General features: G+C 61.1%; 14 protein-coding genes. 11 read left to right on the forward strand and 3 right to left on the reverse strand.

Annotation, left to right across the window (positions count from 1 at the left end; genetic code table 11):
* Positions 1-34 precede the first annotated feature (34 nt).
* Complete coding sequence (locus HX793_RS29320) at positions 35-4,843, forward strand: NEL-type E3 ubiquitin ligase domain-containing protein (RefSeq protein WP_256354446.1); 4,809 nt, start codon at positions 35-37, stop codon at positions 4,841-4,843.
* Here HX793_RS29320 and mnmC read toward each other — a convergent pair.
* Complete coding sequence (gene mnmC, locus HX793_RS29325; RefSeq protein ID WP_177095463.1) at positions 4,838-6,823, reverse strand: bifunctional tRNA (5-methylaminomethyl-2-thiouridine)(34)-methyltransferase MnmC2/FAD-dependent 5-carboxymethylaminomethyl-2-thiouridine(34) oxidoreductase MnmC1; 1,986 nt, start codon at positions 6,821-6,823, stop codon at positions 4,838-4,840. The genes HX793_RS29320 and mnmC overlap by 6 nt on opposite strands.
* Positions 6,824-6,964: 141 nt before the next feature.
* Here mnmC and pap point away from each other — a divergent pair, with 141 nt between their 5' ends.
* The 3 genes from pap to HX793_RS29340 all read left to right on the forward strand — a co-directional run bounded on the left by pap (position 6,965) and on the right by HX793_RS29340 (position 10,897).
* Positions 6,965-8,479 carry a polyphosphate:AMP phosphotransferase gene (pap, locus tag HX793_RS29330; RefSeq protein WP_177002994.1) on the forward strand — a complete coding sequence of 505 codons (1,515 nt, stop codon included), beginning with the start codon at positions 6,965-6,967 and terminating at the stop codon, positions 8,477-8,479.
* Positions 8,480-8,685: 206 nt separating this feature from the next.
* Positions 8,686-9,870, forward strand: coding sequence for a thiolase family protein (locus tag HX793_RS29335; RefSeq protein ID WP_177095465.1), 1,185 nt, complete (start codon positions 8,686-8,688; stop codon positions 9,868-9,870).
* A gap of 70 nt (positions 9,871-9,940) precedes the next feature.
* A complete protein-coding gene (locus tag HX793_RS29340; protein ID WP_177053572.1) occupies positions 9,941-10,897 on the forward strand; it encodes a DMT family transporter in 957 nt (318 codons plus the stop codon).
* Here HX793_RS29340 and HX793_RS29345 read toward each other — a convergent pair.
* Positions 10,894-12,276 carry a class II fumarate hydratase gene (locus tag HX793_RS29345; protein ID WP_177095466.1) on the reverse strand — a complete coding sequence of 461 codons (1,383 nt, stop codon included), beginning with the start codon at positions 12,274-12,276 and terminating at the stop codon, positions 10,894-10,896. The two genes, HX793_RS29340 and HX793_RS29345, sit on opposite strands and share 4 nt — an antisense overlap.
* 193 nt (positions 12,277-12,469) lie before the next feature.
* On the opposite strand from HX793_RS29345, the gene HX793_RS29350 reads away from it, so the two are divergent.
* From HX793_RS29350 to HX793_RS29380, 7 genes are all read left to right on the forward strand, one after another.
* Positions 12,470-12,988: a DUF2059 domain-containing protein gene (locus HX793_RS29350; RefSeq protein WP_016976397.1), complete on the forward strand. Its 519-nt coding sequence runs from the start codon at positions 12,470-12,472 to the stop codon at positions 12,986-12,988.
* Between the two features lie 6 nt (positions 12,989-12,994).
* Positions 12,995-13,291, forward strand: coding sequence for a BolA family protein (locus tag HX793_RS29355; protein WP_016976398.1), 297 nt, complete (start codon positions 12,995-12,997; stop codon positions 13,289-13,291).
* 118 nt (positions 13,292-13,409) lie between these two features.
* Positions 13,410-14,351, forward strand: a complete 942-nt coding sequence (gene trhO / locus HX793_RS29360) for an oxygen-dependent tRNA uridine(34) hydroxylase TrhO (protein ID WP_016976399.1) — start codon at positions 13,410-13,412, stop codon at positions 14,349-14,351.
* A gap of 36 nt (positions 14,352-14,387) precedes the next feature.
* Complete coding sequence (locus tag HX793_RS29365) at positions 14,388-14,990, forward strand: DsbA family protein (RefSeq protein WP_177095695.1); 603 nt, start codon at positions 14,388-14,390, stop codon at positions 14,988-14,990.
* Positions 14,983-16,785 (forward strand): ABC transporter ATP-binding protein, encoded by a 1,803-nt coding sequence (locus HX793_RS29370; protein WP_177053570.1) that lies wholly within the window; start codon positions 14,983-14,985, stop codon positions 16,783-16,785. The genes HX793_RS29365 and HX793_RS29370 overlap by 8 nt, the downstream gene beginning before the upstream one ends.
* Positions 16,786-16,856: 71 nt before the next feature.
* The gene (locus HX793_RS29375; RefSeq protein ID WP_016976402.1) at positions 16,857-19,319 is read left to right on the forward strand and encodes an EAL domain-containing protein; all 2,463 of its coding nucleotides are present in this window, start codon (positions 16,857-16,859) and stop codon (positions 19,317-19,319) included.
* A 79-nt stretch (positions 19,320-19,398) separates the two neighbouring features.
* Entirely contained in the window at positions 19,399-20,166 is a 768-nt protein-coding gene (locus HX793_RS29380; protein ID WP_218168663.1) for an iron-containing redox enzyme family protein, read from the forward strand.
* 21 nt (positions 20,167-20,187) lie between these two features.
* Here HX793_RS29380 and HX793_RS29385 read toward each other — a convergent pair whose 3' ends face one another.
* Entirely contained in the window at positions 20,188-21,114 is a 927-nt protein-coding gene (locus HX793_RS29385) for a GGDEF domain-containing protein (RefSeq protein WP_016976404.1), read from the reverse strand.
* Positions 21,115-21,149: the final 35 nt, after the last annotated feature.

Raw genomic sequence — 21,149 nt, forward strand, 5'->3', positions numbered from 1 at the left:
ACAGCATTACTCAACGCAATAAGGATGATTGCCAATGGCCGAAACACAGTATTCAAACCATTTCGTCTTGCCTCCGACTCAAGATGACATGAGTGCCGCGCTGTTAGACATCACAGGCGACTGGGACAAAGCCCAGGTATTGCAAAACAAGCTGCCTGACTGGTTTAAAGGCGCCGATGTCGCCACGCGCCAAGCCCTGTTAGAAGCTCATGAAGTCAGCAAGCGGCCGCGTGAACAAGCGGCCGCTCTGTTGGCGCGGATCAAGCCGCTCAAGCAATTCTGCGCCGAGAAGCTCAAGGCCTTTCTGGCCGCAAAGGGGCACGGAGTGCTGGATGTTGAGCGCACGATGTTGGAAGTTCACCACTGGATTATCTCAATTGAAGTGCCGACAGCGCCGGTGAGAACCAAAGTCAAGGTGGAAAGACACAGCTTGTTGCAGGCGGCCATGCAGAATTTTCCGTCGACGAGTGCTCAGCCTGACGGGATGGGGCGAGGCTCGGTCATCAGTCTGGGAAACACTGCCGTGAGAGGCCTCGGCGCCGAGATGTTTGCCGGTTACTGTCGTGAACTGAACCTGGGGGCGGCTTATCAGCAGCACCTGCAGGAGGTGTTCAAACTGCCCTCGCCGAGTGATGGCCCCTATAACCCTGCCGTCGCCGATATCGGCAAATCCAGATGCCTGGAGATGCAGGTTGACCTGCATATCGCGTATGCCAAAGGCTTTGTCAGCGCACCGACTTATGCCTTGTTGCAGGCGCTGCTCAAGGCCGATTTGCCCGCCACAGAAGTCACGCATTTGCTGTTTCACGGCAAACCCATGGTGTGGCAAGGGCTGAATGTTGGCGGTACTTGCCTGTGGGGCGTGATGGTGTTGGCCAACGCCGCCGAAGACGGTTTTCCCTCAGGCCCGGTGGTGCTCTATATGCCCAACGAACCGGTACGGCCTTGGTACGAGTACCCGTCGCTGGAGGATTTCAAGACCTACCTGACGCTCAAACTTCAGGTGAACGCGTACCGGCGTTTTTTTACCGGTTATTTGGACGAGTCCGAACGTTTCGGCTTTTTTCAACGATTTGACCAGCGCCGAACACTGATGCGGTTGGAGCCTGTGGTGGATACCGGCAACTTCTCCAGGTTCTTTTTCAACGTGTGTACCGGCAAGCTGAAAATCGACGCGTACACATTGGCGGTGCCCACGGCGCAGGTGGATGAAGAGGCCCGTGAGAAGCGCCTGCAAGGCTATCTGGATGCAGGCTTGACCTTGCTCAACATCGCCGGCTTTGTGGTCCCGGTGGTGGGGCAACTGATGATGGGCGTTGGCATTGGCCAATTGCTGGGCGAGGTGTTCGAGGGCATTGACGACTGGAACCACAATGAGAAAACCGAAGCGTTGGAGCACTTGGCCAACGTGGCAGAGAGCATCGCCGGTATGGCGGCATTTGCGGCAGGAGCCAAGGCCTTCGGCGCAGTCAAACGACTGGCCACGCCGCCCGCGGATTATTTTGATGCAATGGAGGCCGTCAAACGACCCGACGGTAGTGAGTGGTTATGGCGTCGTAGGACAGGGGCTTATCGTCAGTCCCCGCACGTGGTCTCCGGCACGGTAGCTAACGGTATGGGCGTGTATAAGACCAACGGACACGCTTACGCCAAGATCGCAGGTGGAATGTATTCGATCGCCTTCGACGTCACCGCGAAGCAGTGGTCCGTCACGCACCCCCTGCGAAGCGAGGCGTACCGCCCACCGCTCAAGCATAACTACACGGGGGGCTGGCAGTTTGAATGGGAGCGGCCCGAGGACTGGGAAGAGCCTGCCTACATTATCAAGCGATTGGGTCCCGCCCTTGGGGCATTGACGGGGGAGCGGCTGAGAGAGATTGCAACCATCGCCGATCTGTCCTTGCCCCGCGTGCGTTACCTGGCCCAGGAAAACCTGCCATTGCCAGAGCGCTTCAAGGATGGCGTGGTGCGCTTCATGCAGGAGCAGAAAGTCCGTGACCTGACCTGGCAGCTTGAGCATCAGGAGCAGTTGGACCTGAGCACCGCACGCACTCAGATGCTTGCACTGCCGCATATGCCGGGCTGGCCCAGTGGGCGTTTTTTTGAGGTGCTGGACGAGGAGGGCAACCTGATTGAGAGCTACCCGGATACCGCACCCTTTGACTACGAAGACCTGAGCATTCACATCACCGAGCAGCAACTTGAACGCGGTGAAGTGATGCCCACGCTGTTGGCGGCATTGGACCCGGAGGAAACACAGGCGCTGCTGGGTGGCAGCGTCGAACCCGCCCAGGCTGAAGCGACGTTGCGGCGTCGCTTGCTTGCGTCGCTCGAACTCAGCCATCGGCAGGTTTATGAGCAGTTGTATGGGGAGGCCGATGCCATCACTCATGTCGATCATGAACTGCTCATGAATCACTACCCGAGCCTGCCGAATCGCGTTGCCTGGGAGGTGCTGTCCACTGCTTCGACCCGCCAGCGTTTGCGCCTGCGCGAGACGCGGCGGGTGCCGCTGCTGCTGGCCCAACGAACCCGGGAGGCCTTGCAACTGCTGGATGAAGACCGCGCGCTAAGTGGCCTGTACTGGCCGAGGCAAGGTACGGAGGCGACCCAGCGCCTGGCTATCGGGCTGCTGGGGCGCGTGTTCGACTGGCCGCAGACCGAGGCGTTGCAGCTACGCCGCGGCTCACTGAATGGCGAGGTTGTCGCACAGCTCGGCGGGCCGCGGGCGACATCGCGTCGCACGATCGTCTCGTCTGCCGGCGGTTTTCAGGCATTCGACGCGCAAGGCAAGGCGTTGGCGCCAGTCGCAAAGGGCGTTGAGGGGTTTTACCATGCCTTGACCGAAACGCTATCTGCCGACCAGCTCGCCACACTGAGGTTGAATGGGACTCAGCGTGCCAGCCACTTACGTCATGAACTGCTGGGCAAGGCGGAGACAGAGCGCAATACGCTCGCCCGTTATCTCTGGCCCGAACGCGCAGTGCCCGAGCCGTCGGTGGCGTGCGTGCAGGCGGTGCTTGAGGATCTGGCACCGCAGCCGTCAGCCTTGATGCGCAAGGTCGGCAAGCTCTATCCCAAGTTGAGCACACGCCAACTCACGCTACTGCTGCAAGACCTGGGCACGGATCATGTGTCACGTGCCAAGGCCGTCAAGGCGCTGCAACAACAACTCAAGGATTTACAGCTCGCATTGACGCGCTGGTGCGACGATAAAGCGGCTGTAAAGGGCATGACTCGCTCGGCCAAGAAGGACTTGCGCGAGGGCCGCAAGGCCGTCATGAAGGCGATCGAACGCAGTTGGAAACGCAAAACACTGCTGCGCAATGAGCGCGGTGCAGAGGTGCTTGGCCTGGAATTGGACGGTCTACTCGTAGGCGCTTTGCCGCAACTGCCGCCCGAGGTCGATTTTGCCCATGTACGCCGGTTGGCATTGCGCAACATGGACCTTGATGATCAAGTCGGGGCTTTCCTGGAGCACTTCAAGGGGCTGAATGCACTCGACCTGGAAGGCAATAAGGTGAGCCAGCTACCGGCGGCGTTGTCACAGATGCCTGAGCTGCGGCGCCTGTACTTGAACCACAACCAACTGCAACTGACCGAAACTACCCAGGCGAAGCTGGCGAGCTTGACCGAGCTACGGGTCCTGAACCTGAATCACAACCCGCTGTTGAACGCTCCGGCGATCAACCGGATGTTCGACTTGCGTGCCTTATTCCTGAATAACTGCGGGCTCAAGGAATTGCCTGCCGGGTTTCGAAGGCCCCCCTATCTGGAAACGGTTGATCTGCGCGGCAACCAGATCACCGCATTGCCGCAATGGTTGTCCGAAGTCCCAAGAGTACTCGCACAAACGCTTCACTTGGGGGACAACCCTCTGGACACGCCCAGCCGGCATTTGGTGCGTACCTATCGCAACCGTATTGGTGTCGGCATGGGCTATCTGGAGGATGATATCGTGCGTTTGACCGAGCAAAAGGCGCAGGAGCTCTGGTTGACGGATGTAGGGAGTGACTTCGCAAAAAGGCGAGCCACCTGGGTGGCGCTCAGAGGGGAGCCGGGTTCCGATGGTCTGTTCAATTTGCTCGCTGGGCTAGGCGGCACTGCCGATACCAAAAAGGTCCGCGAGGACATGAGCCGCCGTGTCTGGAGGGTGCTTGAAGCCGCCGAAGCCGATGCAGATTTTCGTGCAGAAATCTTCGAGCGCGCCGCCACGCCGCTCAACTGTGATGATGGCGCGGCGGCAAGTTTTAGCAATCTTGAGGTGCTGACGCATATTCACGACGCCTCAAAAGGCGTTGAAGGCGGCGAGTTGACGATTGAGCACTTACTGCGTTTGGGCAAGGGGTTGTTTCGGCTTGACCAGATCGAGCGATATGCCTTGGAGCACAGTGCAAAACATCCCAGTGCCGACCCGTTGGAGGTGAGCCTGGCCTTTCGAAAGGGCTTGGCCGATACCTTTGACCTGCCAGGCCAACCCCGGCATATGCGTTTTGAGCAGTTGGCCGAGGTGACGGCTCAGGACTTGAAGAGCGCCGCTGACCGCGTCCGGATGGCGGAGATTTCCTCCGCCTTGCCCGACTTTCTGGTTGAGTTGCCGTTCTGGAGCAGCTACCTGAAAAAAACGTTCAACAGCCAGTTTGATCACGTAATGAAGCCTTTCTACGAACGCCTGCAGGCGGTATTCGATCAGGGGCAGACGCTGGCTGATGCGGACTATCGCGAGCAGATGAACGTGATTGCGCTTGAGCGGGAGCAGGTTGAAAGTGCTGAAATCAAGCGCCGGACCGAAGAAGCGCTGAAACCCGGCGCGTTGAACGTATGCGAGGTACCGTTGTTATGACCCACCCGTGCCGCGAATCAACGCCCGCACGGCGAACCGATTGGGATGGCACGCCTCTGCCACGCTGGCGGGCACCGGCAACGGTTCATCGTTCAGCCAGGCCGCCAGCAGTTCGGCGCACAGTGGCGCAGTGATCAGGCCACGCGAGCCGTGGCCGCTGTTGATGTACAGCCCGTCGAGCCACGGGCAGGCGGCCTCGGGGATCTGGCGGGCATCCTTGCGCAACGCAGCATAGGCTTCGTCGAAGGCCCGGCGTTCGGCCAGCGGCCCGACTATCGGCAGGTAGTCGGGGCTGGTGCAACGGAAGGCGGCGCGACCTTCAAGCTGCTCGGGTACCAAAGCGTCGGCGCCCAGGCGCAGGGCCAGGTCGAGGGAAATCTCGCGGAGCATCTCCAGGTTGCCGGCGTGTTCGGCGGCGGTGGGTGTGAGGTCGTCGCTCTTGAAGTCGAAACTGGCGCCCAGGGTGTGCTCGCCCAGGCGTGCCGGGGCCACGTAGCCTTCGGCGCAGACCACGGTGGCCAGGGCTTCGCTCTGCGGGGTTTGCGCCAGGCGGGTGATCTGCCCACGAATACGCTTGAGGGGCAGGTCGGCGCTGAACGGAAAACGCTTGATCTCGGCCGCACCGGCTAACACCACCACCGGCGCGCTGGCCAGCCGGGTGTCACCGGCCAGGGCGTGCCACTGGCCGTCAACGCGTTGCAGCTCAAGGGCTTCGTGATGTGTTAACACCGTGATCAACGGATGACGTGCCTGCCACTCGCACAACGCCGGCGGATGCACCCAGCCCCCCTCGGGGAAAAACAGCCCGCCGTGCTCCAGCGCCACGCCCGCGCACGCTTGGGCTTGTGCCGGGTCCAGCAGGTGCAGCAGGTCGGGCGCAAAGGCGGCGGCCAACTGCGCTTGGCGCTCGGCTTCCTTGGCGTTGAAGGCCAGTTGCAGTACGCCGCAACCGTCCCAGTCGACGCTTCGGTGCAGGTGCTCCAGCAGGCGTCGGGTGTGGCCGAAACCACTTAGGATCAACTGCGACAGGGCTGTGCCGTGGGCCGATAGCTTGAGGTACAGCACGCCTTGCGGGTTGCCCGAGGCTTCTTGCGCCAGGCCCGCGTGACGCTCCAGCAGGCTGACCCGCCAACCGCGCGCCGCCAGGCTGGCGGCGGTGGCGCAACCGGCCAGGCCGCCGCCGATCACCAGCGCATGCCGCTCGCCTTCAATGGAAGGCGGGCGGGCAAACCAGGGCTTGGTTGCGATCGGTGCCGGTGTTTCTGCGGGCCAGCCGAGAAACTCACCCCGCAGGATCTCCCACTTATGGCCGATGCCCGGTGTGCGCTTCATCTTGAAACCGGCGGCATTGATCAGTCGGCGTACCCAGCCGGTGCTGGTAAAGGTGCTGATGGTCGACCCAGGTGCGGCCAGTCGCGCCAGTTCGGCAAACAGCTCGGCGGTCCACATGTCCGGGTTTTTCGCCGGGGCGAAACCGTCGAGAAACCACGCGTCGATTTGCGCATCCAGTTGCGGCAGTTGCTCCAGAGCATCGCCGATCAACAGGGTAAGGGTCACGCGGCCGTTATCCAGCACCAGGCGTTGAAAGCCTTGATGGATGGCGATGTACTGCGCCAGCAGTTGTTCGGCAAACGGTTGCAGCTCTGGCCAAAGGGCGAGCGCGCGTTGCAGGTCGGTGTGGCTCAGCGGGTACTTTTCCACGCTGACAAAATGCAGGCGTGCGCCCGCCACCGCGTGTTGCTCGAACAACTGCCAGGCACACAAAAAATTCAAGCCCGTGCCGAACCCTGTTTCGCCAATCACCAACCGCCCGCCCACCGGCAAGGCGGCGAAACGCTCCTGCAAACGGTTCTGTTCCAGGAACACATAGCGGGTTTCTTCAAGGCCGGACTTGTCGGAGAAGTACACGTCGTCGAATACCCGCGAGTGCGGGCGGCCTTGGTCATCCCAGTCAAGCTGGGCGTGGGTGATGGGGTTCATGAGCAGCTCGGTAGAGACAAGGCCGCCATTCTAGCCGATCAACCGGCAATGAATTGACCTACGACAAGCGCCGATGGAATTTCCTCCCGCGTGTTGCTGCCCAATCCGCTAGTCTTGAGCCATCTTGATACGGAGCTGCCCATGTTCGAATCCGCCGAAATCGGTCACGCCATCGACAAAGACACCTACGACGCCGAAGTGCCCGCCCTGCGCGAGGCCCTGCTGGAAGTGCAGTACGAGCTGCAGCAGCAGAAGCGCTTCCCGGTGATCATCCTGATCAACGGTATCGAAGGCGCCGGCAAGGGCGAGACCGTCAAGCTACTGAATGAATGGATGGACCCGCGCCTGATCGAGGTGCGCACATTCGACCAGCAGACCGATGAAGAACTGGCCCGGCCACCGGCCTGGCGCTACTGGCGGCAACTGCCTGCCAAAGGCCGCATGGGGATCTTCTTCGGTAATTGGTACAGCCAGATGCTGCAGGCCCGCGTGCATGGGCAGATCAAGGACGCGCGCCTGGACCAGGCTATCGCCGGTGCGGAGCGCCTGGAGAAAATGCTGTGCGATGAAGGCGCGCTGATCTTCAAGTTCTGGTTCCACCTCTCCAAGAAGCAAATGAAGGCGCGGCTCAAGGCCCTGGCCGACGACCCGCTGCACAGTTGGCGCATCAGCCCGCTGGACTGGCAGCAGTCTGAGACCTACGACAAATTCGTGCATTTCGGCGAGCGCGTACTGCGCCGCACCAGCCGCGACTATGCGCCGTGGCATGTGATCGAAGGGGTGGACAGCAACTATCGCAGTCTCACCGTGGGCAAGCTGCTGCTCGAAGGCCTGCAAAATGCGTTGAAGCTGCCCAAGGGCAAGGCCAGCGGCATGAACCCGGCACCGTTGATCGCTTCCGTGGACAAGAAGAGCCTGCTGGACAGCCTCGACCTGACGCAGCGCCTGGAAAAGGACGATTACGAAGAGCAGCTGATCACCGAACAGGCGCGCTTCTCCGGCCTGATGCGTGACAAGCGCATGCGCAAGCACGCGTTGATCACGGTGTTCGAAGGGAATGACGCGGCGGGCAAGGGCGGGGCGATCCGTCGGGTCGCGGCGGCGCTGGACCCGCGCCAGTACCACATTGTGCCGATTGCCGCGCCGAGCGAGGACGAGCGTGCCCAGCCTTATCTGTGGCGTTTCTGGCAGAAGATCCCGGCGCGGGGCATGTTCACCGTGTTCGACCGTTCGTGGTATGGCCGCGTGCTGGTGGAACGCATCGAGGGCTTTTGCACCCCAGCGGACTGGATGCGCGCGTATGGCGAAATCAACGATTTTGAAGAGCAACTGCGCGACGCGGGTGTGATCGTGGTCAAGTTCTGGCTGGCCATCGACAAGCAGACCCAGCTGGAGCGTTTCCAGGCCCGCGAGGAAATCCCGTTCAAACGCTTCAAGATCACCGAGGACGACTGGCGCAACCGCGACAAGTGGGACGACTACCGCGCCGCTGTCGGCGATATGGTCGACCGCACCAGCACCGAAATCGCGCCCTGGACCTTGGTGGAAGCCAACGACAAGCGCTGGGCACGGGTCAAGGTGCTGCGCACGATCAACCGGGCGCTGGAAGACGCGTTCGGCAAATCCGACAAGCACGACAAGAAAGGCAAGAAGTAGGAGCGAGCTTGCTCGCGAAAATCGTCAACGATGGCGCGTGTTTTCTGGGTAAGCGAGGCGCTCTCGAGTTTTCGCGAGCAAGCTCGCTCCTACAGATAGGTTCGGCGCCATGGTTTTGTATAGGCGGGGTGAATGATCGTCGCGGTTGGCGGGAGCTGGATCTATCCTCGATCCATCTCCCGCCAACCACAAGATCGAGGTAGCCCATGCGTGAAGTAGTGATCGTCGACAGCGTGCGAACCGGCCTGGCCAAATCCTTTCGCGGCAAGTTCAACCAGACCCGCCCGGATGACATGGCGGCCCATTGCGTCAACGCGTTGCTTACCCGCAATGGCATCGACCCGGCGACGGTGGAGGACTGCATCGTCGGTGCCGGCTCCAACGAAGGTGCCCAGGGCTACAACATCGGGCGCAATGTGGCGGTGCTCTCGCAATTGGGCACCGGTACGGCGGGGATGACCCTCAACCGATTCTGCTCGTCGGGCTTGCAGGCGATTGCCATCGCGGCCAACCAGATCGCGTCGGGCTGCAGCGATATCATCGTTGCCGGTGGCGTCGAGTCCATCAGCCTGACCATGAAAAGCGTCAACACCGACAACCTGATCAACCCGCTGCTGAAAGAGCAGGTGCCGGGTATCTATTTCCCCATGGGCCAGACTGCCGAGATCGTCGCGCGTCGCTACAGCGTCAGCCGCGAAGAGCAGGACCTCTACGCCCTGCAAAGCCAGCAACGCACTGCCCAGGCTCAGGTCGACGGCTTGTTCAACGATGAAATCGTGCCGATGGCGGTCAAGTACAAGGTCGAAGACAAGAACACCGGTGAAGTGCAGGTGCTCGAAGGCGTGGTCGACCGTGACGATTGCAACCGCCCGGACACCACCCTGGCCAGCCTGCAAGGCTTGAAGCCGGTATTTGCCGAGGACGGCTCGGTGACGGCGGGTAACTCGTCGCAGCTCTCCGACGGCGCCTCGATGACGCTGGTGATGAGCCTGGAAAAAGCCCTGTCGCTGGGGCTCAAGCCCAAGGCATTTTTCCGTGGGTTTACGGTGGCCGGCTGCGAGCCGGACGAGATGGGCATCGGCCCGGTGTTCTCGGTGCCCAAGCTGCTCAAGGCCAAGGGCTTGCAAGTGGCGGACATCGACCTGTGGGAACTCAACGAAGCCTTTGCGTCCCAGTGCCTGTATGCGCGTAATCGCCTGGAAATCGATAACGCCAAGTACAACGTCAATGGCGGCTCGATCTCCATCGGCCACCCGTTCGGCATGACCGGCTCGCGGCAGGTGGGGCATCTGGTACGTGAGTTGCAGCGGCGCAATCTGCGTTATGGCATCGTCACCATGTGCGTGGGCGGTGGCATGGGCGCCACCGGATTGTTCGAAGCGGTGCGCTGATCTTCGCTACACAAAGTGCGTCGGGTGCCCCTAGAATGCGGCTCCACTTCCTCTGGCTTCTGGGGCACTCATGCACATCTCTTCCGGCCGCTGGGTCTACGGTTTTCTCCTGACCCTGCTGACCGCGCTGCTCTGGGGCATCTTGCCGATCAAACTCAAGCAAGTGCTGCAGGTGATGGACCCGATCACCGTCACCTGGTTTCGCCTGATCGTGGCCGGCAGTTGCCTGTTTATCTACCTGGCGCTGACCAAGCGCTTGCCCAGTCGCAAGGTATTGGGCCCCAAGGGCGGCTGGCTGGTGGGCATGGCGGTGTGTGGCTTGGTGGGCAACTACGTGTTGTACCTGGTGGGCCTGAAAATGCTCAGCCCCGGCACCGCGCAGCTGGTAGTGCAGATGGGGCCGATCTTCTTGATGATCGCCAGTGTGTTTGTGTTCAAGGAGCGTTTCAGTCGCGGGCAGGTGCTCGGGTTATTCGTGTTGATTGCAGGCTTTGGCCTGTTCTTCAACCAGCGTCTGGAGGAGTTGCTGACGTCCCTTGGCGCCTATACCGCTGGCGTGCTGACCATCCTGCTTGCCACTTCAATCTGGGTGTTTTACGCCCTGGGTCAGAAGCAACTGCTGACGGTGTGGAATTCGCTGCAAGTGATGATGGTGATCTACCTCACCTGCGCCTTGTTGCTCACGCCTTGGGCGCATCCTATGGAGGCGTTGGACCTGAGCCCGCTGCAGGGCTGGCTGTTGCTGGCGTGCTGCATGAACACCCTGGTGGCCTACGGCGCTTTTGCCGAGGCGCTTGCCCATTGGGAAGCTTCGCGGGTCAGTGCGACCCTGGCGCTGACGCCGCTGGTGACTTTCGTGGCGGTCGCCCTGTCAGCCTGGTTGTGGCCTGACTATGTGCAGGCCGAAGAGATCAACGCCCTGGGCTATGCCGGGGCGTTGGTGGTGGTGCTGGGTTCGGCGACCGTCGCGCTGGCGCCATCGTTGCTCGCCGGGCTCAAGGCCCGGCGGTTGCGCATGGCGTCCTAGGCGCCGAGCATGTCCTGCGGGCGAACCCACTGGTCGAACTCCGCGTCGGTGAGGTAGCCCAGGTCCAGCGCGGCCTCCCTTAGCGTCAAGCCTTCGGCGTAGGCCTTCTTGGCGATTTCCGCCGACTTGTCGTAGCCGATGTGCGGGTTGAGCGCGGTCACCAGCATCAGCCCGCGCTCCAAATGCTCGGCCATTTGCACAGGGTCGGGCTCAAGCCCGGCCACGCAATGTTCTTGGAAGTTGTTGCAGCCGTCGGCCAGCAGGCGGATGGATTCCAGCAGGTTGTGGATGATCACCGGCTTGTACACGTTCAACTGCAAGTGCCCCTGGCTGGCGGCGATGCCGATGGTCACGTCATTGCCCAGCACCTGGCAGGCCAGCATCGACAGCGCTTCGCACTGCGTCGGGTTGACCTTGCCCGGCATGATCGAACTGCCGGGCTCGTTGGCCGGCAGCCTCACTTCGGCCAACCCGGTGCGCGGGCCGGAGCCGAGCAGGCGTAGGTCGTTGGCGATTTTCATCAGGGCCACGGCCAGGGTTTTCAGCGCGCCGTGCAGTGTCACCAACGGTTCGTGGCCGGAAAGGGCGGCGAATTTGTTCGGCGCGGTGACGAACGGCAAGCCCGACAACGCCGCCAGCTCGGAGGCAATCGCCTCGCCAAAACCGTGGGGCGCATTCAGCCCGGTGCCGACGGCGGTGCCGCCCTGGGCCAACTCGCACACGGCGGGCAGGGCAGCGCGAACGGCGCGTTCGGCGTAATCAAGCTGGGCGATGAACGCCGAAAGCTCCTGGCCGAAGGTGATCGGCGTGGCATCCATCATGTGGGTGCGACCGGTCTTCACCAGCTTCATGTGCTTGGCGGCCTGTTCGGCCAGGCCGCCGGAAAGCGTGGCGATCGCCGGCAACAGACGCTGATGCACGGCCTGCACTGCTGCGATGCTCATGGCGGTGGGGAAGCAATCATTGGAACTCTGGGAGCGGTTGACGTGATCGTTGGGGTGCACCGGGCTCTTGCCGCCGCGCTTGTTACCCGCCAGTTCGTTGGCGCGGCCGGCGATCACTTCGTTGGCGTTCATATTGCTCTGGGTGCCGCTGCCGGTCTGCCAGACCACCAGGGGGAATTGGTCGTCGTGTTGACCATCGAGCACTTCGTCGGCGGCCTGTTCGATCAAGCGGGCGATGTCTGCGGGCAAGTCGCCATTACGGTCATTGACCCGTGCTGCGGCCTTCTTGACCAGGGCCAGGGCGTGCAATACCGCCAGCGGCATACGCTGTTCGCCAATGGCGAAGTTAACCAGCGAACGTTGGGTCTGGGCGCCCCAGTAAGCGTCCTCCGGGACGTGGACTTCTCCCAGGCTGTCGGTTTCGATACGGCTCATCGGGCACACTCCTTCAGGTCTGTTTGCGCAGTTTAGGCCTTGATCGACCGGTGGGGTTCCCTAAAAGACATTTCATCGGGTTCATCCCTCGAGAATCCTTGTCCTACATGGCTCGGGGTTGAGCCATAAGGTTTTTTAGGCGCAGAATGGGCGCCCTTGGGGTCTGACCTCGCCTGCTAGAAAAGGAAACTCGATGACTCGTCTTCGTGCCATCTGTACCGCGGTTGCTCTGGTTTGCGCCAGCGGCCAGGTTCTTGCCGATACCGCCAGCCACAACGCCAGTGCCGAAGCCTTCCTTACCCTGGCCCATGCCGACAAGCTGGGTACTCCGGTGTACATGCAAGTGCAGCAAATGTTCGCCCAGCGTTTCGAACAGACCAAGGCGCCTGCCGCCAAGCAGTCCGTACTGGACAGCTACCAGGCCAAGGCCAACGCCGCCCTGGACCAGGCCATCGGCTGGCCAAAGCTGAAACCTGACATGGTCAAGCTCTACACCACCAACTTCAGCGAATCCGAACTCAAGGACCTGGTTGCCTTCTACCAGTCGCCGCTGGGCAAGAAAGTCCTGGAAAAAATGCCGCAGCTGACCCAGCAATCGGCCCAGATGACCCAGGCCAAGCTGGAAAGCGCCGTGCCGGTGGTCAACAAGCTGCTGGAAGACATGACCAACGAGCTGTCGCCTAAAGCCGCCGCTCCGGCCAAGAAGAAGTAAGCAGGAATGACCATGCAACAGCGTATCGAAACGGCGCTTGCCGCCTTGGGCACCAACCACTTGAGCGTGCTGGACGAAAGCCATATGCACAGCCGTGGGTTGCAGACCCACTTCAAGGCCGTGCTGGTCAGCCCGCAGTTCGAGGGGCTCAACCGCGTCAAGCGCCACCAGAAGGTCTACGCCACCCTGGGTGACCTGATGAGCGAGTTTCATGCGCTGGCGTTGCATACCTACACGCCTGAAGAATGGGCGAAAATCGACGCAGCCCCGGCCTCGCCGACCTGCGCTGGCGGACATGATTGATGATCGGGTGTCTCTGACACCGGGCATTTGTTAGAATCTGCAACGCGCCGCTCAGCCGGCGCGTTTTTTTTGCATCCGGTTCACCCTTTACGAGGGTAGCCACCTGGAGAGAACACCCATGACTCAACCGATTGTCGTGGCGGCACTGTATAAGTTCGTCACCCTCGAAGATTACGTCGCCCTGCGTGAGCCACTGCTGCAGGCGATGGTCGACAACGGCATCAAAGGCACTTTGCTGATCGCCCAAGAAGGCATCAACGGCACGGTTTCCGGCAGCCGCGAAGGCATTGACGGCCTGATGGCCTGGTTGAAGAACGACCCGCGCATGGTCGACATCGACCACAAAGAATCCTACTGCGACGACCAGCCGTTCTACCGCACCAAGGTCAAGCTCAAGAAAGAGATCGTGACCCTGGGCGTCGAAGGCGTCGACCCGAACAAGAAAGTCGGTACCTACGTCGATCCGCAGGACTGGAACGCATTGATCAGCGACCCGGAAGTGCTGTTGATCGACACCCGTAACGACTACGAAGTGTCCATCGGCACCTTTGAAGGCGCGATCGATCCGAAAACCACCAGTTTTCGCGAATTTCCCGACTATATCAAAGCCAACTTCGACCCGGCCAAGCACAAGAAAGTCGCGATGTTCTGCACCGGTGGCATTCGTTGCGAGAAGGCGTCGAGCTACATGCTCAGCGAAGGCTTCGACGAGGTCTACCACCTCAAGGGCGGCATCCTGAAGTACCTCGAAGAGGTGCCGCAGGCAGAAACCAAATGGCAAGGCGACTGTTTTGTTTTCGATAATCGCGTGACCGTGCGCCACGACCTGAGCGAAGGCGACTACGATCAATGTCATGCCTGTCGTACACCGGTCAGTGTCGAAGACCGCGCATCCGAGCATTATGTGGCGGGCATCAGTTGCCCGCATTGCTGGGATAAGCTGCCGGAGAAGACCCGTCGCAGCGCAATCGACCGCCAAAAGCAGATCGAGCTGGCCAAGGCCCGCAACATGCCGCACCCGATTGGCTTCAACTACAAGCAAACCCCTTCCGAGGCCTGACCCATGTCCGCGCGCCTGCTCTATGTAATGGACCCGATGTGTTCCTGGTGCTGGGGTTTTGCCCCGGTTGCCGAGGCGTTGGTGGAGCAGGCCCAGGCGGCCGGCGTGGAACTGCACCTGGTGGTGGGCGGCTTGCGCACCGGCAGCGGCGCCGCGCTGGAGCCGACCACGCGGCGCTATATTCTTGAGCACTGGCAGGCAGTCACCGACGCCACTGGCCAGCCGTTCAAGCGCGAAGGCGCGTTGCCCGACGGTTTTGTCTACGACACGGAGCCGGCGTGCCGCGCCATCGTCACCGCCCGCAGCCTGGCGCCGGACTGCGCCTGGAAACTGCTGGGGCTGATCCAGCGTGCGTTCTATGTGGAAGGCCGCGACGTGACCCTCGCCAGCGTGTTGGTGGAATTGGCCGAGCAGGCGGGTATCCCACGCATCGAGTTTGCCGGCGAGTTTGACCGCGCTGAGCAGCATGCCGCCACGGCGGCCGATTTTTCCTGGGTGCAAGACCTGGGCATCGCCGGTTTCCCGACGCTGCTGGCCGAGCGTAATGGTCAGTTGGCGTTGCTGACCAACGGTTACCAGCCGCTGTCCGAGCTGTCGCCTCTGCTGGGCCGATGGCTGGAGCGAGCCACCTGTGCATGAACCCGCCCAGCGCACTGATCGCCTGACCTGGGCGGAAATTCGCCGCCTGGCCCTGCGTCACAAGAAATCCCTGTGGATCGCCAATGGCGTCGCCGTGCTGGCGACCCTGTGCAGCGTACCGATTCCCTTGCTGTTGCCGCTGCTGGTGGACGAGGTCCTGCTGGGCCACGGCGACACTGCCCTCAAGGTGATGAATCACGCGCTGCCGCTGGGCTGGCAGAAGGCGGCCGGCTATATCGGCCTGATGCTGCTGGTGACCCTGTTCCTGCGCTGTGGTGCCCTGGTGTTCAACGTGGTGCAGGCGCGGCTGTTTGCGCGGCTGGCCAAAGACATCGTGTACCGCATCCGTGTGCGTCTGATCGAGCGGCTCAAGCGTATTTCCCTGGGCGAATACGAAAGCCTGGGCAGCGGCACGGTCACCACGCACTTGGTCACCGACCTGGACACACTGGACAAATTCGTCGGCGAAACCCTCAGCCGCTTCCTGGTGGCCATGCTTACATTGGTGGGTACTTCGGCGATCCTGGTGTGGATGCATTGGCAGTTGGCGTTGCTGATCCTGTTGTTCAACCCGCTGGTGATCTACGCCACGGTGCAGTTGGGCAAGCGCGTCAAACACCTGAAGAAGTTGGAAAACGACAGCACTTCGCGTTTTACCCAGGCGCTGACTGAAACCCTGGACGCGATCCAGGAAGTCCGCGCCGGCAATCGGCAGGGCTTCTTCCTCGGGCGTCTGGGCCAGCGTGCACAGGAAGTGCGCGACTACGCGATCCATTCGCAGTGGAAAACCGACGCCTCCAGCCGCGCCAGCGGTTTGCTGTTTCAGTTCGGTATCGACATCTTCCGCGCAGCGGCGATGCTTACCGTTTTGTTCTCCGACCTGTCCATCGGCCAGATGCTCGCGGTGTTCAGCTACCTGTGGTTCATGATTGGCCCGGTGGAGCAATTGCTGAACCTGCAATACGCCTATTACGCGGCGGGCGGCGCGCTGACGCGGATCAACGAACTGCTGGCGCGTGCCGATGAGCCGCAGTACGCCGGGGGCGAAGATCCCTTTGTGGGGCGTGAGACCGTTGGCATTGAAGTGCGCGGCCTCAATTTCGGTTATGGCGAAGATTTGGTGCTGGATCAGTTGAACCTGGCTATCGCGCCGGGTGAAAAGGTCGCGATCGTCGGCGCCAGCGGCGGCGGCAAAAGTACCCTGGTGCAACTGTTGCTCGGGCTCTACACGCCCCAGGCCGGAACCATCCGTTTTGGCGGTGCGACCCAGCAGGAAATCGGCCTGGAGACCATTCGCGAAAACGTCGCCGTGGTGCTGCAACACCCTGCGTTGTTCAACGACACGGTGCGCGCCAACCTGACCATGGGCCGCGAGCGCAGTGACCAGGCCTGCTGGCAAGCACTGGAAATCGCTCAGCTGGATGCTACCGTCAAGGCATTGCCGATGGGCCTGGACAGTGTGGTGGGGCGTTCCGGCGTGCGGTTTTCCGGCGGGCAGCGCCAACGCCTGGCGATTGCGCGCATGGTGCTGGCCGAGCCGAAAGTGGTGATCCTCGACGAGGCGACTTCCGCTCTGGACGCTGCCACCGAGTACAACCTGCACCAGGCACTGGCGCGGTTCCTCAATGGCCGTACTACACTGATCATCGCCCACCGCCTGTCGGCGGTTAAGCAAGCCGACCGAGTGTTGGTGTTCGATGGCGGTCACATTGCAGAAGACGGCGACCATCAACAGCTGATTGCTGACGGTGGGTTGTACGCCAAACTCTACGGGCACTTGCAGCAAGTTCGTTGATTTAGCCTAGGCTGAGCTATCGGAAGCGGTGTTTCGCGTGCGTATCCAGCGGTGCATGTGCAAGGGGCTTCATGAAGCAAAAGCGGACTCTCGGAACGCCACGGCTGTTGGGCATTGTCTGGCCTTTTATCGCCGTCGTACTGTTCCAGGCATTGTTAGGCTGCGTCAGTCTCTACGTGCTCTCGGCAGTGCGCGGCTATGTGGCAGGTGAAAGTCTGTGGTCCAAGGGCCAGAAAGATGCCATCTATTACCTGACGCTCTACGCCGACAATCGTGACGAAACCACCTACCTCAAATACCAGCAGGCGATTGCCGTGCCACAGGGCGGGCATGAATTGCGAGTTGCGCTGGACCAATCTACACCAGACCTCAGCGCTGCCCGCCTGGGCATCCTCAAGGGTGGCAACCACCCGGACGACGTCTCCAGCCTGATCTGGCTGTACCTCAATTTCCGTCATTTCAGCTACCTGGAAAAAGCCATCGAACTATGGACAGTCGGCGATGGCTACCTGGTGCAACTGGATGACCTCGCCCGTGAGATGCACGGCGCGATCAGCCGCGACCAGGTGAGCGCCAACGACGTGCGCCAGTGGAAAGCCCATATCACCGCCATCAACGAAGGCGTGACACCGGCGGCCAAGGCGTTCAGTGATGCCTTGGGCGAAGGCTCGCGGATGATCCTGCGGTTGCTGCTCACCACCAACCTGGCCACGGCTCTGGGCCTGATCGTACTGGCGCTGCTGCGTACCCATAAGCTGCTGACCCAGCGTCATGCGTTTGCCGACGCCTTGCAGCAAGAGAAGGAGCGAGCGCAGATCACGTTGGAGTCGATTGGCGATGGGGTGATCACCACCGATGTCGACGGCGCCATCACTTACATGAACCCTGCGGCCGAGGCGCTGACCCATTGGAATTCGGCCCAGGCTCATGGGCTGCCCCTGGCGGCGCTGTTCAACCTGCTGGATGACAATGCCCAGCCCGACGGCTTTACACTCATTGAACACATCGTCAAGGGCCAGCTCAGTGGCGGCAGCGAGCATTCCAAAACCATCCAGCGCCTGGATGGCAGCACGGTTTCGGTGACGCTGGTGGGTGCGCCGATCCGCAGCGCCGGCAAGGTCACGGGGGCGGTGCTGGTATTGCATGACATGACCCAGGAGCGTCAATACATCGCCAACCTGTCCTGGCAGGCGACCCACGACGCTTTGACCGGCCTGGCCAACCGCCGCGAATTCGAATTCCGCCTGGAACAGGTAATGCATCCCACCGCGCAGCACTTGGGTGAGCGGCATGCGCTGATGTTCCTCGACCTGGACCAGTTCAAACTGGTTAACGACACTTGTGGTCACGCCGCTGGCGACGAACTGCTCCGGCATATCTGTGCGCTGTTGCAGTCGGACTTGCGTGAAGGCGACACCCTGGCGCGCCTGGGCGGCGATGAGTTCGGCATCCTGCTGGAAAACTGCCCGGCGGCGGTGGCAGAGAAGATCGCCGAGAGCCTGCGCCACACGGTACAAAGCCTGCATTTTGTGTGGAAGGGCCGGCCGTTCATGACTACGGTCAGCATCGGCCTGGTGCACCTGGGGCACACGCCGACCACCCTGGAAACCTCACTGCGCGCCGCCGACATGGCGTGCTACATGGCCAAGGAAAAAGGCCGCAACCGCGTGCAGGTGTACCACGCCGACGACTCGGAACTGTCCCTGCGCTTTGGCGAAATGGCCTGGGTGCAGCGCCTGCACATGGCCTTGGAAGAGAACCGGTTCTGCCTGTACGCCCAGGAAATCTCGCCCCTGGGACAGACCGACGGAGGGGATGGGCATATCGAGATCCTGCTGCGACTGCATGACGAGGCCGGCCGTATCATCCTGCCCGACAGCTTTATTCCGGCCGCCGAGCGCTACGGTCTGATGACGTCCCTGGACCGCTGGGTGGTGGAGAATGTGTTCAAGATCATCAACCGGTGCATGCAGGAGCGACCGGGACGCCCGATGGCCATGTGTGCGATCAACCTGTCAGGCATCACCATTGGTGATGATGACTTTCTCGGGTTTTTGCGTGAGAAGTTTCATACATACAATATTCCGCCGAGCATGATCTGTTTTGAAATAACTGAAACCAGTGCTATCGCAAACTTGGGCAGTGCGATCCGCTTTATTAATGAACTCAAAGCCTTAGGCTGTCATTTCTCGTTGGATGACTTCTGTGCCGGAATGTCCTCATTCGCCTATCTTAAACATTTACCTGTAGACTTCCTGAAGATCGATGGAAGTTTCGTAAAGGATATGCTGGACGACCCGATTAACCGCGCAATGGTCGAAGTGATCAACCACATCGGCCATGTCATGGGTAAGCGCACAATTGCTGAATTTGTCGAGACACCGCAAATCGAACAGGCATTACTCGAAATTGGTGTGGATTACGCTCAGGGCTACCTGATTGAACGACCGCAATTGTTTACCTTTGATAGCTTGCAGTGTCGACCTGTGCGGCCGCAGCCTCTGTTATTCAAGGCGCCCGGCACATTCCGCTGAAACATTTGCTGGTCTGTACAATCACACTTAAAAAGGAGCCTTAACAGTGATCGACACATTCATCAGAACCGGCCCGCTTATGGAAGCCTCCAGTTACCCTGCCTGGGCTCAGAAACTGATCCTGGACTGTAGCGAGAGCAAGCGCCGCGTTGTCGAACACGAACTGTACCAGCGCATGCGCGACAACACGCTCAGCGCCAAGACCATGCGCCACTACCTGATCGGTGGATGGCCCGTGGTGGAACAGTTTGCCTTGTACATGGCACAGAACCTCACCAAGACCAAATTTGCCCGCCATCCTGGGGAGGACATGGCGCGCCGCTGGCTGATGCGCAATATTCGCGTGGAACTCAACCACGCCGACTACTGGGTGCATTGGGCCCGTGCCCACGGTGTGAGCCTGGAGGAGTTGCAGGCCCAGAACGTACCACCGGAGCTGCACGCGCTGAGCCATTGGTGCTGGCACACCAGCTCTGCCGATTCGCTTATCGTGGCCATCGCCGCAACCAACTATGCGATCGAGGGCGCTACCGGGGAATGGTCCGCCGTGGTGTGTTCTACCGGCGTCTATGCGGCGGCTTTCCCTGAGGAAGAGCGCAAGCGTGCGATGAAGTGGCTGAAGATGCACGCGCAGTATGATGACGCTCACCCCTGGGAAGCGCTGGAAATCATCTGCACCCTGGCCGGAATGAACCCGACCAAGGCACTGCAGGCCGAGCTGCGCCAAGCCGTGTGCAAGAGCTACGACTATATGTACCTGTTCCTGGAAAGCTGCATGCGCCTGGAGAAAGAAAAAGCCCCAGCCGTGGTGCGCGAGCGCCAGGCGCGGGTCGCCAGCGAAGCGTGATGTAATGTGAGTGGCGGGGGCTTACCCCGCCATTGCCAGGCGGTTGCGCCCTTCGCGCTTGGCCACGTACAAGGCGCTGTCGGCCCGACGCAGCAGGCTTTCGGCAGACTCGGCGGCCAGCAAAGTCGAGCACCCCAGGCTCACCGTCAATTCGATCCGCGTGTCATCCGCCCAATAATCCTGGGCCTGCGCCGCTTGGCGCAGGCGTTCACCGACCATCGCCGCCGCATCCCGGCCGGTGTTGGACAGCAGGATCAGAAACTCTTCCCCGCCAAACCGAAACACCATATCCACGTTACGCAACTGGCTCTTGATCGCCCCGGCGACGGCGCGCAGCACCTTATCGCCAGCGGCATGGCCGTAAGTGTCGTTGATGGTCTTGAAGTGATCGATGTCCAGCATCAGCAAGGACAGCGGATTGAGGTGCCGGCGCGCCATGTCGATTTCCCGTTGCAGGGTCTGGTCCATGGCGATGCGGTTACCGGTCTCGGTGAGCGGATCGCGCAAGGCGCTGCGGGTGGCGGCGCGGTAGAGCAGGGCGTTGCGCATCGGGTAAAGGAGGGTGGCTAGCAGGGATTCGAGTTGGCCGAGTTCCTCTTCCGCCAGGCGCTGGTTGCGGCGAAAGATCAGCTCGCCCAGGTGCTCGCCTTCATGGCTCAGGCTGTAACTCACCGAATGGTGGCCGCGATGGCCGAATTCCAGGCGCAAGTCGCTGGCTTGGTGGCGGTATTGCAAAGCGTCCAGGGGCACCAGGCGCTGGATCTCACGGAAGAACACACCGAGGATGCGCTCAGGCTCCAGGCTGGTCTGCAATTGCAGGCCCAATTGCTGGCGAAGTTGAGCAAGGGTAGTAGGGCGGCGGGGGAGGAGGGATGGCTGACCAAACCCCAGGCGTTGCAATTTGGCACTGTCAAAGTCAATTGCATTGGTCTGGGTAGGTGTTTTCATAAGCGATCGGCCTCTAAGGAAACTCTGAAAAAGAC

Source organism: Pseudomonas reactans (assembly GCF_013387025.1).
Classification (GTDB): Bacteria; Pseudomonadota; Gammaproteobacteria; order Pseudomonadales; family Pseudomonadaceae; genus Aquipseudomonas; species Aquipseudomonas reactans.